Genomic DNA, 12,649 nt, shown 5'->3' on the forward strand with positions numbered 1-12,649 from the left:
TTCGTTGCAATATATTTCCCAATGTGTTATAGTTTTAGTGGAATTGGCAAAGATAATGGCAAGCAAAGAGTGGGGAAACCCACTCTTTCGTCTTGAATGAGCATCGGTCTTTCCGTCTTTCGTTCATTCCCCGCCTTGTGCAGGGGATTTTCTCATTATGCAGCATGCAGCCTTGCCCAGTAAGGAGGAACACGATGAGCAAAAAAGTGACAGAAACGGTTGAACAGCTTGTCGCGCCGATTTTGGACGAAATGGGGCTCGAGCTGGTGGACATCGAGTATGTGAAAGAAGGAAAAAACTGGTTTTTGCGCGTCTTTATTGATTCAGACACCGGCGTGGACATTGAACAGTGCGGCGTCGTCAGTGAAAGACTAAGCGAAAAGCTCGACGAGGTCGACCCGATTCCGCACAACTATTTTTTAGAAGTGTCATCGCCGGGAGCGGAGCGGCCGTTAAAAAATGAAAAAGATTTTGTAAGAGCAATTGGGAAAAATGTATATATCAAAACATACGAGCCGATTGCAGGAGAAAAGCAGTTTGAAGGGGAATTGACCGCTTTTGACGGGACGACCGTGACGCTGTCGGTCAAAGACCGCGGGCGGCAAAAAACGGTCGCCATTCCGTATGAAAAAGTGGCGAGCGCTAGATTAGCCGTCATTTTCTCTTAATGATAAAAGGGGGATTTTCGTTTCATGAACACGCAGTTGCTTGAGGCGTTAGCCGATCTGATGCGGGAAAAAGGCATCAGCAAAGAAGTGATTATGGAAGCCATTGAAGCGGCGCTCGTTTCCGCGTACAAGCGCAATTTCGGCCAAGCGCAAAACGTGCGCGTCGATTTAAATATGGAAACAGGGACGATCCGCGTGCTCGCCCGCAAAGACGTCGTCGAAGAGGTGACCGATCCGCGTCTTGAAATTTCGCTTGAGGAGGCGCAGCGGATCAATCCGAACTATCAAATCGGCGATGTCGTCGAATTGGAAGTGACGCCGCGCGATTTCGGGCGCATCGCTGCGCAAACAGCGAAACAAGTCGTGACCCAGCGCGTGCGCGAAGCGGAGCGGAGCATCATCTACGCCGAATTTGTCGACCGCGAAGAGGACATTATGACCGGCATCGTCCAGCGCATTGACCCGCGTTTTGTCTATGTCAGCCTCGGCAAGGCGGAGGCGCTTTTGCCGGCGAACGAACAAATGCCGAATGAAACGTACAAACCGCACGATCGGCTGAAAGTGTACATTACGAAAGTGGAAAAGACGACAAAAGGGCCGCAAATTTTCGTCTCCCGCACTCATCCGGGCTTGCTGAAGCGGCTGTTTGAGCTTGAGGTGCCGGAAATTTACGACGGGACGGTTGAAATCAAGTCGATCGCCCGCGAAGCCGGCGATCGTTCCAAAATTTCCGTCCATTCCGACAATCCGGAAGTCGATCCGGTTGGCGCCTGCGTCGGGCCAAAAGGGCAGCGCGTCCAGGCGATCGTCGACGAGCTGAACGGGGAAAAAATTGATATCGTCCGCTGGTCGACCGACCCGGTGGAGTTTGTCGCCAATGCGTTAAGCCCAGCGAAAGTGCTGCGCGTCATCGTCAATGAAGAGCAAAGGGCGACGACCGTCATCGTTCCGGACTACCAGCTGTCGCTCGCCATCGGCAAACGCGGGCAAAATGCCCGTCTGGCGGCAAAATTGACCGGCTGGAAAATCGATATTAAAAGCGAGTCTGAGGCGCGGGACATGGGCATTGATCCGTATGCGCCATCCACTTCGCTTGATTTCAACGGCGCGGCGGCCGATAATGAAAATAGTGATGAGAACGTCCAATCATTCGATGCATCGGCGGAAATCGAGTGAGGGGGAATAGAAATGGCAGCGCAAAAGAAAATTCCGTTGCGCAAATGCGTCGTCACTGGAGAGATGAAGCCAAAGCGGGAAATGGTGCGCATCGTCCGCTCCAAAGAAGGAGAGGTGTCGATCGACCCGACCGGCAAAAAAGCGGGGCGGGGCGCGTATATTACCCTTGACCCGGATTGCATTTTACAGGCGAAAAAGAAAAACATTTTGGCCCGCCATTTAAAAGCCGACATCGCCGACTCGCTCTATGACGAGCTGCTTGCTTTGGCGAAAAAGGAGAAACAGGCAGGACAATGAAACAGAACCGCTGGGCATCGCTGTTAGGGTTGGCGCAGCGGGCCGGAAAAGTCGTTTCCGGAGAGGGACTTGTCGTCAAGGAAGTGCAACGGGGCAGGGCGCGGCTCGTGTTGCTTTCGGAAGATGCGTCGGCCAACACGGAAAAAAAAGTGACGGATAAATGTGCGTTTTATGGCGTCCCGCTTTGCAAAGTGCCGGACCGGTATGTGCTGGGCGGCGCGATCGGCAAAGACGCCCGCGTCGTCGTCGCCGTCACCGACGAAGGGTTCGCGCGCCAATTGCAAACGATGCTCGACCGATCTTTATGGGGGTGACTGTATGTCAAAAATGCGTGTGTACGAATATGCGAAAAAACACAACGTGCCAAGCAAGGACGTTATTCATAAATTGAAAGAAATGAACATTGAAGTAAACAATCATATGGCCATGCTCGAGGCCGATGTCGTCGAAAAGCTTGACCATCAATACCGCCCAAAGGCCGAAAAGAAAACCGAAACCAAAAATGAAAAGAAAGCGGAAAAGAAAACCGACAAGCCGAAGCGGCCGATGCCGGCGAAGACGGCCGATTTCTCGGATGAGGAAATTTTTGGCGATGCAAAAGAAGCGGCCAACCCGGCCAAGAAAAAAGGGGCGGCGAAAGGGAAAGAAACAAAACGAACGGAGGCGCAGCAGCAAGAAAAGAAAGCGTTCCAAGCGGCGAAGAAGAAAGGAAAAGGGCCGGCGAAAGGGAAAAAACAAGCGGCTCCGGCCGCGAAGCAGGTGCCGCAGCCGGCGAAAAAAGAAAAAGAGCTGCCGAAGAAAATTACGTTCGAGGGTTCGCTCACCGTGGCCGAGCTGGCGAAAAAATTGGGCCGCGAGCCGTCGGAAATTATTAAAAAGCTGTTTATGCTTGGCGTGATGGCGACGATCAACCAAGACTTGGACAAAGATGCGATCGAGCTCATCTGCTCCGACTACGGCGTTGAAGTGGAAGAAAAGGTGACCATTGACGAAACGAACTTTGAAGCGATTGAAATTACCGATGCTCCGGAAGACCTGGTTGAACGGCCGCCGGTTGTCACGATCATGGGGCACGTCGACCATGGGAAAACGACGCTTCTTGATGCGATCCGCCATTCGAAAGTGACCGAGCAAGAAGCGGGCGGCATTACGCAGCACATCGGCGCTTACCAAGTCACCGTCAATGACAAAAAAATTACGTTCCTCGATACACCAGGCCATGAAGCGTTTACGACGATGCGGGCGCGCGGCGCGCAAGTGACTGATATCGTCATCCTTGTCGTCGCGGCCGATGACGGGGTCATGCCGCAGACGGTCGAGGCGATCAACCATGCCAAGGCGGCAAACGTGCCGATCATCGTCGCCATTAACAAAATGGATAAACCGGAAGCGAACCCGGACCGCGTCATGCAAGAGTTGATGGAGTACAACCTCGTTCCGGAAGAATGGGGCGGCGATACGATTTTCTGCAAGCTGTCAGCGAAAACGAAAGAGGGCCTCGATCATCTGTTGGAAATGATTTTGCTTGTCAGCGAGATGGAAGAATTAAAAGCCAATCCGAACCGGCGCGCGGTCGGAACGGTCATTGAAGCGAAGCTCGACAAAGGGCGCGGCCCGGTGGCGACGCTGCTCGTTCAAGCCGGCACGCTCAAAGTCGGCGATCCGATCGTCGTCGGCACGACGTACGGGCGTGTGCGGGCGATGGTCAATGACAGCGGGCGGCGCGTCAAGGAAGCGGGGCCGTCGATGCCGGTGGAAATTACCGGGCTGCACGACGTGCCGCAAGCCGGCGACCGTTTCATGGTGTTTGAGGATGAGAAAAAGGCGCGGCAAATCGGGGAAGCGCGGGCGCAGCGGCAGCTGCAGGAGCAGCGGAGCGTGAAAACGCGCGTCAGCCTCGACGATTTGTTCGAACAAATCAAGCAAGGCGAAATGAAAGAGCTGAACTTGATCGTCAAAGCCGATGTTCAAGGATCGGTTGAGGCGCTGGTTGCCGCCTTGCAAAAAATCGATGTCGAAGGCGTGCGGGTGAAAATCATCCATGCGGCGGTCGGCGCCATCACCGAATCGGATATTTCACTGGCGACGGCATCGAACGCTATCGTCATTGGCTTTAACGTCCGCCCGGATGCGAATGCGAAGCGCGCCGCTGAATCGGAAAAAGTCGACATCCGCCTCCATCGCATCATTTACAACGTCATTGAGGAAATTGAAGCGGCGATGAAAGGGATGCTCGACCCGGAATACGAAGAGAAAGTCATCGGCCAAGCGGAAGTGCGGCAAACGTTCAAAGTGTCCAAAGTTGGCACGATCGCCGGCTGCTATGTCACCGACGGCAAAATCACCCGCGACAGCAAAGTGCGCCTCATCCGCCAAGGCATCGTCGTGTACGAAGGCGAAATCGATTCGCTCAAACGGTATAAAGACGATGTGCGCGAAGTGGCGCAAGGATATGAGTGCGGCTTGACGATCAAAAACTTCAATGACATTAAAGAAGGGGACGTTATTGAAGCGTACGTCATGCAGGAAGTGGCTCGGGCATGATCGGCTTTGCCGCATGCGAATGTCTCATTTATAACGCCCGCTCGCTGAAGGACAAACGGGCCGTCCTGCAGCGGGTGCTGACAAGGATTCGGCAAAAGTACAACGTCTCTGTGGCTGAACTCGATTATCAAGACGCATGGCAGCGGGCGAAAATCGGCCTTGTCGCCATCGCGTCGAGCCGAATGGCGGCTGAGCGGGAACTCGAGCGGGCCTTGGCCTTGATCGATTCGTTCCCCGAGTTGGAGCGGGCGTCCACATCATTTGAGTGGTTGTAAACCGAGGTGATGGATGATGAACATACGGGCAACTCGCGTTGGCGAGCAAATGAAAAAAGAGTTGAGCGACATTATCGGCCGCAAGCTGAAAGATCCGCGCATCGGTTTCGTCACCGTCACCGATGTGCGCGTCACCGGCGATTTGCAGCAAGCGAAAGTGTACATTAGCGTCTTAGGCGATGACGAGCAGCGGGAGAACACGCTGAAAGCACTGGAAAAGGCGAAAGGATTCATTCGTTCGGAAATCGGGCAGCGCATTCGCCTGCGCAAAACGCCGGAAATTTTGTTTGAGATCGATGAAACGATGGAATACGGCAGCCGCATTGAGCGGCTGATCCGCGAAATTTCCGACGGCGACCGCCGCCGGCCGGAAGAGGCGGAGGATGGTCCAAACAATGGATAGACGAACCGTCTATCCATTTCCGTTGCGCGAGTATAGACAGGGAAAGGGTGCGCCGATGGACGGGGTATTGCTGCTCAACAAACCAAAAGGAATAACGTCGCACGACTGTGTGGCAAAGGTGCGCCGCCTTCTTGGGGTAAAAAAAGTCGGCCATACCGGCACGCTCGATCCAAACGTGTCCGGCGTCCTGCCGCTTTGCCTTGGCAAAGCGACGCGCATTGCGGAATTTCTTACCGGAGCGACGAAAACGTACGAAGGGGAAGTGACGCTCGGCGCAGCGACGACGACCGAAGACGCCGACGGTGACGTCGTTGCCGTCCGGCCGGTCGAGCGGCCGATTGCGCGGGTGGAAATCGAAGCCGTTTTCCGCCGCCTTATCGGGGAAATCGAGCAAACGCCGCCCATGTATTCGGCGGTGAAAGTCGGCGGCAAAAAGCTGTATGAATATGCGCGCGCCGGCATCGAGGTGGAGCGCCCGACGCGGCGCGTGACGATTTACGAGCTCGAGCTGCTCGATGATCGCGAGCAGTTTGCCGGGGAGACGGTGTCATTTCGCTTCCGCGTCACATGCAGCAAAGGCACGTATGTCCGCACGCTCGCAGTGACGGTCGGCGAGCAGCTCGGCTATCCGGCTCATATGTCCGATCTCATCCGCACAGCGTCCGGCCCGTTTCGGCTTGAAGATTGTGTGACGCTTGAAGAAGTCGAGCGCCGGGCGGCCGACGGAACGGCCGCCGCCTTGCTCATTCCGATCGAGCAAGCGCTTTTTCATTTGCCGAAATATGAAATCAATGATAAAGTAGCAGAGAAAGTAAAAAACGGGGCGCTGCTCCGGCTTCCCGCCTTTTTGCATGCGCTTGACGGGCCGGTCGTGCTCGTGACGCCCGAGCGGGAGGCGCTGGCCCTGTATGTAAAGCATCCGGCGCGCCCGGGCTTGATGAAACCGCTCAAAGTGTTTCGTTGACGCCGGGCGAAGCGCGGAAAAAAAGTAAGGTGGGTTATGGACATGGAAACGATATTTCTTTCGCATCCGCATCGCTTTGAGCGCCAGACGCTTCCCCCGACGGTGATGGCGCTCGGCTATTTTGACGGCATTCACCTTGGCCATCAAAAAGTGATCCGGACGGCGGTCGAGATTGCGAATGAACGCGGATACGAAAGCGCGGTGATGACGTTTCATCCTCATCCGTCCGTCGTGCTTGGCAAACAACCTGAGCTTCGTCTCATTACCCCGCTTAACAAAAAAGAGCAGTTGGTTGCGGCGCTTGGCGTGAATCGACTGTATATCGTCGAATTTACACCGGCGTTCGCCAACCTGCCGCCGGAGCAGTTTGCCGATCAATATTTAGATGGGCTTCATGTCAAGCACGTCGTCGCCGGTTTTGATTTCACTTATGGCCGGTTCGGAAAAGGGACGATGGAGACGATGCCGCTTCATGCGCGCGGCCGCTTTGGGCAAACCGTTGTTCCAAAGCTGGCCGTCGACGGGGAAAAGGTGAGTTCGACAAGGGTGCGGAAGCTCATTGAAGAAGGGGCGGTCGATCAGCTCCCCCGCCTCCTCGGCCGTTTTTATGACATCGAAGGGACGGTTGTCGCCGGGGAGCAGCGCGGGCGGACGATCGGGTTCCCGACGGCCAACATTGCGTTAAATGGCGACTACCTATTGCCGGCGGTCGGCGTTTACGCCGTCAAAGCGACCGTTGGCGGCCGGACGTACGAAGGGGTGGCGAACATCGGCTACAAACCGACGTTCCATGCGGCGCGCGAAGGGTTGCCGAGCGTGGAAGTGCATTTGTTTGCGTTCGCGCGCGACATTTACGGGGAAACGGTGACGGTTGAGTGGCACCGCCGCCTGCGGAGCGAGCGCAAGTTTGCCGGCGTCGCCGAGCTAGCGGCGCAAATTGCCCGCGACAAGGAAGAAGCAAAACAGTATTTCCGGCGTTTGGACGAAAAGACTTGCATTTTGCCGGAAAAAGAGGTATTCTAATCAATGTATGCGAACCGTTGCTTGGCCAGGCGAGTCACCGACGCCCGCTCGGCAAACGGGGATCGAAGACTAGGGAGGTGAACCATGATGGCATTGACGCAAGAGCGCAAACGTGAAATCATCGAACAATTCAAAGTCCATGAGAACGACACCGGTTCTCCGGAAGTGCAAATTGCGATTTTGACAGAGCAAATCAACAATTTGAATGAGCATTTGCGCGTCCATAAAAAAGACCATCATTCTCGGCGCGGCCTGCTGAAAATGGTCGGGAAACGCCGCCGGCTGTTGGCCTACTTGCGCAATAAAGATGTGGCGCGCTACCGTGAAATAGTTAAGAAACTTGGATTACGTCGATAAAAAAGCGGGAGCATTCCCGCTTTTTTGCTAGTTTATAGGCGCCGTTTGCGCGGCGATGATACAATAGCGCCAATTCGTCTATACTAATCATCAGCAGATCCCTTATTTTTGTACATAGAGAGGAGTACTCGTCTGTATGGAACAAGAGAAACGCGTGTTTTCCATCGATGTGGCTGGACGCCCGCTCGTCATTGAAACCGGCGAACTGGCAAAACAGGCGAACGGGGCGGCGCTCGTCCGCTACGGCGATACGGTGGTGCTGAGCACGGCCACCGCATCGCGGGAAGCGAAAAATGTGGACTTTTTCCCGCTGACGGTCAACTACGAGGAGCGGCTGTACGCGGTCGGGAAAATTCCGGGCGGGTTTATTAAACGGGAAGGCCGCCCAAGCGAGAAAGCGATTTTGGCGAGCCGGCTCATCGACCGGCCGATCCGCCCGTTGTTTGCCGAAGGATTCCGCAACGAAGTGCAAGTCGTATCGATGGTCATGAGCGTCGACCAAGACTGCTCCCCGGAAGTGGCGGCGTTGATCGGTGCGTCTACGGCGTTGACGATTTCCGACATTCCGTTTGAAGGACCGATCGCCGGTGTCATCGTCGGCCGCGTCGATGGCCAGTTTGTCATCAATCCGACGGTCGAGCAGATGGAAAAAAGCGATCTGCATCTTGTCGTCGCTGGGACGAAAGATGCCATCAACATGGTCGAAGCCGGCGCGGATGAAGTGCCGGAAGAAGTGATGCTCGAAGCGATCATGTTCGGCCACGAAGAAGTCAAGCGGCTCATTGCTTTCCAAGAGGAAATTGCCGCCCAGGTCGGCAAAGAAAAAATGGAAGTCGTCTTGTATGAACCCGATCCTGAGTTGGAGGCGGAAATCCGTCAACTTGCGGAAGCAGATATTAAGCGGGCGGTGCAAGTGCCGGAAAAACTGGCGCGCGATGCTGCCATCGAGGATGTAAAAGCGGGCGTCATCGCCAAGTACGAAGCAGAAGAGGCGGATGAAGAGAAGCTGAAGCAAGTGCAGGAAATTTTGCACAAGCTTGTGAAAGAAGAAGTGCGCCGTTTGATTACAGTTGAGAAAATCCGTCCGGACGGGCGCAAAGTCGATGAAATCCGCCCGCTGTCGTCGGCGGTCGGCGTCTTGCCGCGCACGCACGGGTCGGGCTTGTTTACGCGCGGCCAAACGCAAGTGTTGAGCGTTTGTACGCTCGGGGCGCTCGGCGATGTACAAATTTTGGACGGGCTTGATTTGGAAGAATCGAAACGGTTCATGCACCATTACAACTTCCCGCCGTTTTCCGTCGGCGAAACCGGGCCGATGCGCGGGCCGGGGCGGCGCGAAATCGGACACGGCGCGCTTGGGGAGCGGGCGTTGGAGCCGGTCGTGCCGTCGGAGCGCGAGTTTCCGTACACGATCCGCCTCGTTTCGGAAGTGCTCGAGTCAAACGGATCGACATCGCAGGCGAGCATTTGCGCGAGCACACTGGCGATGATGGATGCCGGGGTGCCGATTAAAGCGCCGGTCGCCGGCATTGCCATGGGGCTGGTGAAACAAGACGATCATTACACAATTTTGACCGACATTCAAGGCATTGAAGACCATCTCGGCGATATGGACTTCAAAGTCGCCGGCACGAGAAAAGGCGTCACCGCCCTGCAAATGGACATTAAAATTAAAGGGCTGACGCGCGACATTTTGGAAGAGGCGCTCATGCAGGCGCGCAAAGGGCGCTTGGAAATTTTGGACCATATGATGCAAACGCTCAGCGAGCCGCGCAAAGAGCTGTCCAAATATGCGCCGAAAATTTTGATCATGCACATCAATCCGGATAAAATCCGCGAGGTCATTGGGCCGAGCGGCAAACAAATCAACAAAATCATCGATGAAACCGGCGTGAAAATCGATATCGAGCAAGACGGCACGATTTTCATCTCCTCTGTCGATGAAGCGGCCAACCAAAAAGCAAAGCAAATCATCGAAGACATCGTCCGCGAAGTCGAAGTGGGGAAAGTGTATTTGGGCAAGGTGAAACGGATCGAAAAATTCGGCGCGTTCGTCGAGCTGTTCAACGGCAAGGACGGGCTCGTCCACATTTCCGAGCTGGCCGAGGAGCGGGTCGGCAAAGTGGAAGACGTCGTGTCGATCGGCGATGAAATTTTGGTGAAGGTGACCGAAATCGATAAACAAGGGCGCGTCAACTTGTCGCGCAAAGCGGTGTTGCGCGAGCAGCGCGGCATTGCCGAGCCGCCGCGGGAAAAACGCGGAAGACGGCCGGAGCGCCAACGCATGAAGCCTTAGGAATTTGTTTCTTAAGGCTCTTTTGCTATGTTCTAACTTGTCTCCCGTAGACATATGGTTGTAGTAGTGAAAAAGGAGGGGGACAAGGGTGAACAACGGCTATGCCCGATACATGGCGCTAGCGGTCATGTTTCTCATCGCTTGGATGGCGGTTCAGTGGCCTCCGGTCGGCGGCTACATCGAGAGCTGGCGCCCGGCGGAAATGACCGCCATGAAAGAACGCGACAAACTGTACGAGACGATTGTCAAGCAGGCGAAGCAATACGAAATTCCCGCCCAGGATGCGGTCATTGATAAAGTGTGGAAGGCGACGCCGGGGTACAACGGGCTCGCTGTCGATATTGACGCCTCTTATGAAAACATGAAGAAAACGGGAACGTTCGATGAACGAAAACTCGTGTTCCGCCAAGTGCCGCCGCGCGTTCATTTGGATGACTTGCCGCCGGCGCCGATCTATCGCGGCCACCCCGACAAACCGATGGTCTCGCTGCTCATCAACGTGGCCTGGGGGGAAGAATACATCCCCGATATGCTTGAGACGTTGAAAAAACATGGGGTGAAGGCGACGTTCTTTTTGGAAGGGCGATGGGTAAAAAACCATCCGGAGATGGCAAAAATGATAGCAGATGCCGGCCATGAAATCGGCAACCATTCCTACAGCCATCCGGATATGAAAACGCTCAGCAGCGAAGCGGTCCGCCGCGAACTGGAAAAGACGAATGAAGTCATTGAAGCGGCGACGTCGGTCAAATGCAAATGGTTTGCCCCGCCGAGCGGCAGCTACCGTGATGACGTCGTCAACATCGCCGCCGAGCTCGGCATGAAGACGATCATGTGGAGCGTTGATACAATTGATTGGCAAAAACCGTCGCCATCTGCTATAGTGAAACGGGTAACATCAAAAATCCATCCCGGCGCCATGATTTTGATGCATCCGACGATGCCGACGGCGGCCGCACTCGATGAGCTGATCGCCTCGATCAAGCGGAAAGGCTATGCCATCGGCAGCCTGACAGCCTTATTCGACGAGAAAAGACTGGCCAAAAAACAGGAGGAACATGGAGTTGATTAACAAGTACACGTGCAAAAACGGCGTGCGAATCGTGTTGGAGCAAATTCCGACTGTAAGGTCGGTGGCCATTGGCGTATGGATCGGCACAGGTTCGCGCAATGAGACGGAACAAAACAACGGCATTTCCCACTTTTTAGAGCACATGTTTTTTAAAGGGACGGCAACGCGCACGGCCCGGGACATCGCCGAAGCGTTTGACAGCATCGGCGGGCAAGTGAACGCCTTTACGTCGAAAGAGTATACGTGCTATTACGCCAAAGTGTTGGACGAACATGCACCGCTCGCGTTGGAAATGCTTGCCGATATGTTTTTTCACTCGACGTTCGTTGAGGATGAGCTGCAAAAAGAGCGGAACGTGGTGCTTGAGGAAATCAAAATGTACGAAGACACGCCGGATGACATCGTCCACGATTTGCTCGGCAAGGCATGCTATGCGGGCCATCCGCTCGGCTACCCGATTTTAGGCACGGAAGAGACGTTGCGCACGTTTACGGGGGACACGTTGCGCCAATATATGGCCGACTACTATACTCCGGATCGCGTTGTCGTTTCCGTTGCCGGCAATGTCGATGAGCGGTTTATCACTGAAGTCGAACGTTATTTCGGCTCGTTCACTGCGTCCCGCAAGCCCGCTCCGTCAGGGACGCCGACGTTTGTGCCGCAAAAGCTCGCGCGCAAAAAAGACACGGAGCAGGCGCACGTATGCATCGGGTTCAACGGCCTGCCGGTCGGCCACCCGGATGCGTATCCGCTTCTGATCCTCAACAATATTTTAGGCGGCAGCATGAGCAGCCGGCTGTTTCAAGAAGTGCGCGAACAGCGCGGATTGGCGTATTCGGTGTTCTCGTACCATTCCGCCTACCAAGACAGCGGCTTGCTCGCCATTTACGCCGGCACGGGGAGCAGCCAGCTTGACGTTTTGTTTGAAACGATCCAACGGACGCTACGCCAGTTGAAAGAAGACGGTATTACGGAAAAAGAGCTGCATAACAGCAAAGAACAGATGAAAGGAAGCTTGATGCTTGGGCTTGAAAGCACGAACAGCCGCATGAGCCGCAACGGCAAAAACGAACTTCTTCTCGGCCGCCATCGGTCGCTTGACGAGATTATCGAGGAAATTGAAAGCGTCACGGTGGAAAAAGTGAATGAGCTAGCGCGCACCATTTTTACCGATGATTACGCGCTCGCCTTAATCAGCCCGGATGGCGTGCTGCCGCGCCCGCTTCGATCGTAGCCGCCTGTCGGGCATAAAAAAAGCTAACGACCCGTTGTGAGGTTGTTAGCTTTTTTCGTTTGGCGCGCCCGTCATTCTTGTTCTGGAGCGTCGATCATCACCATATCGGCGCCGATTTTGCGAATATACTTCCACGGCACGCGAATTTCCTGCCCGTCTTTGCGAAACCCGAACCATTTTCCAGTCGGGATGAGCAACGCTTCGATTTGCCCTGTTTGTTCGTTGATTTCCAAATCCGTTTGCCCAAGCACCCCAAGCCGCTCCGCCCGCCGCACATCGACGATTTCTTTGCCGCTTAATTCACTCAGCCGCACGCTGATTCCCCCTTCCCTCTTCCCTA

14 protein-coding genes are annotated in these 12,649 nt (G+C 54.9%); 13 read left to right on the forward strand and 1 reads right to left on the reverse strand.

The features are described 5' to 3' along the window. Positions 1-194: 194 nt before the first annotated feature. The 13 genes from rimP to CV944_RS00575 all read left to right on the forward strand — a co-directional run bounded on the left by rimP (position 195) and on the right by CV944_RS00575 (position 12,309). The gene (rimP, locus tag CV944_RS00515) at positions 195-668 is read left to right on the forward strand and encodes a ribosome maturation factor RimP (protein ID WP_033008087.1); all 474 of its coding nucleotides are present in this window, start codon (positions 195-197) and stop codon (positions 666-668) included. Positions 669-692: 24 nt separating this feature from the next. Then, on the forward strand, positions 693-1,844 hold the full coding sequence (nusA, locus tag CV944_RS00520; protein WP_094239897.1) for a transcription termination factor NusA: 1,152 nt from the start codon (positions 693-695) through the stop codon (positions 1,842-1,844). Between the two features lie 12 nt (positions 1,845-1,856). Next, positions 1,857-2,141 carry an RNase P modulator RnpM gene (gene rnpM / locus CV944_RS00525; protein WP_033016843.1) on the forward strand — a complete coding sequence of 95 codons (285 nt, stop codon included), beginning with the start codon at positions 1,857-1,859 and terminating at the stop codon, positions 2,139-2,141. Then, entirely contained in the window at positions 2,138-2,455 is a 318-nt protein-coding gene (locus CV944_RS00530) for a YlxQ family RNA-binding protein (protein ID WP_033008083.1), read from the forward strand. Before rnpM ends, CV944_RS00530 begins: the two co-directional genes overlap by 4 nt. A 4-nt stretch (positions 2,456-2,459) precedes the next feature. Next, positions 2,460-4,685: a translation initiation factor IF-2 gene (gene infB / locus CV944_RS00535; RefSeq protein WP_100663739.1), complete on the forward strand. Its 2,226-nt coding sequence runs from the start codon at positions 2,460-2,462 to the stop codon at positions 4,683-4,685. Continuing rightward, on the forward strand, positions 4,682-4,960 hold the full coding sequence (locus CV944_RS00540) for a DUF503 domain-containing protein (RefSeq protein WP_033008081.1): 279 nt from the start codon (positions 4,682-4,684) through the stop codon (positions 4,958-4,960). The genes infB and CV944_RS00540 overlap by 4 nt, the downstream gene beginning before the upstream one ends. A 16-nt stretch (positions 4,961-4,976) precedes the next feature. Continuing rightward, the gene (rbfA, locus tag CV944_RS00545; protein WP_033008079.1) at positions 4,977-5,363 is read left to right on the forward strand and encodes a 30S ribosome-binding factor RbfA; all 387 of its coding nucleotides are present in this window, start codon (positions 4,977-4,979) and stop codon (positions 5,361-5,363) included. A 55-nt stretch (positions 5,364-5,418) separates the two neighbouring features. Further along, entirely contained in the window at positions 5,419-6,327 is a 909-nt protein-coding gene (truB, locus tag CV944_RS00550; protein ID WP_033008077.1) for a tRNA pseudouridine(55) synthase TruB, read from the forward strand. A gap of 36 nt (positions 6,328-6,363) precedes the next feature. Beyond that, entirely contained in the window at positions 6,364-7,350 is a 987-nt protein-coding gene (gene ribF / locus CV944_RS00555) for a bifunctional riboflavin kinase/FAD synthetase (protein WP_033008075.1), read from the forward strand. A gap of 87 nt (positions 7,351-7,437) precedes the next feature. Then, positions 7,438-7,707: a 30S ribosomal protein S15 gene (gene rpsO / locus CV944_RS00560; protein ID WP_033008170.1), complete on the forward strand. Its 270-nt coding sequence runs from the start codon at positions 7,438-7,440 to the stop codon at positions 7,705-7,707. A 136-nt stretch (positions 7,708-7,843) separates the two neighbouring features. Continuing rightward, positions 7,844-10,003 carry a polyribonucleotide nucleotidyltransferase gene (gene pnp / locus CV944_RS00565; RefSeq protein WP_033008073.1) on the forward strand — a complete coding sequence of 720 codons (2,160 nt, stop codon included), beginning with the start codon at positions 7,844-7,846 and terminating at the stop codon, positions 10,001-10,003. 88 nt (positions 10,004-10,091) lie between these two features. Next, positions 10,092-11,075, forward strand: coding sequence for a polysaccharide deacetylase family protein (locus CV944_RS00570; RefSeq protein WP_033008071.1), 984 nt, complete (start codon positions 10,092-10,094; stop codon positions 11,073-11,075). Continuing rightward, a complete protein-coding gene (locus tag CV944_RS00575) occupies positions 11,062-12,309 on the forward strand; it encodes a M16 family metallopeptidase (RefSeq protein WP_100663740.1) in 1,248 nt (415 codons plus the stop codon). The genes CV944_RS00570 and CV944_RS00575 overlap by 14 nt, the downstream gene beginning before the upstream one ends. Before the next feature lie 71 nt (positions 12,310-12,380). On the opposite strand, the gene CV944_RS00580 is transcribed toward CV944_RS00575, so the two are convergent. Beyond that, complete coding sequence (locus CV944_RS00580; protein ID WP_033008066.1) at positions 12,381-12,623, reverse strand: YlmC/YmxH family sporulation protein; 243 nt, start codon at positions 12,621-12,623, stop codon at positions 12,381-12,383. Positions 12,624-12,649 lie beyond the last annotated feature (26 nt).

This window comes from Geobacillus sp. WSUCF-018B, from assembly GCF_002809985.1.
In the GTDB taxonomy this organism is placed as follows: Bacteria; Bacillota; Bacilli; order Bacillales; family Anoxybacillaceae; genus Geobacillus; species Geobacillus thermophilus.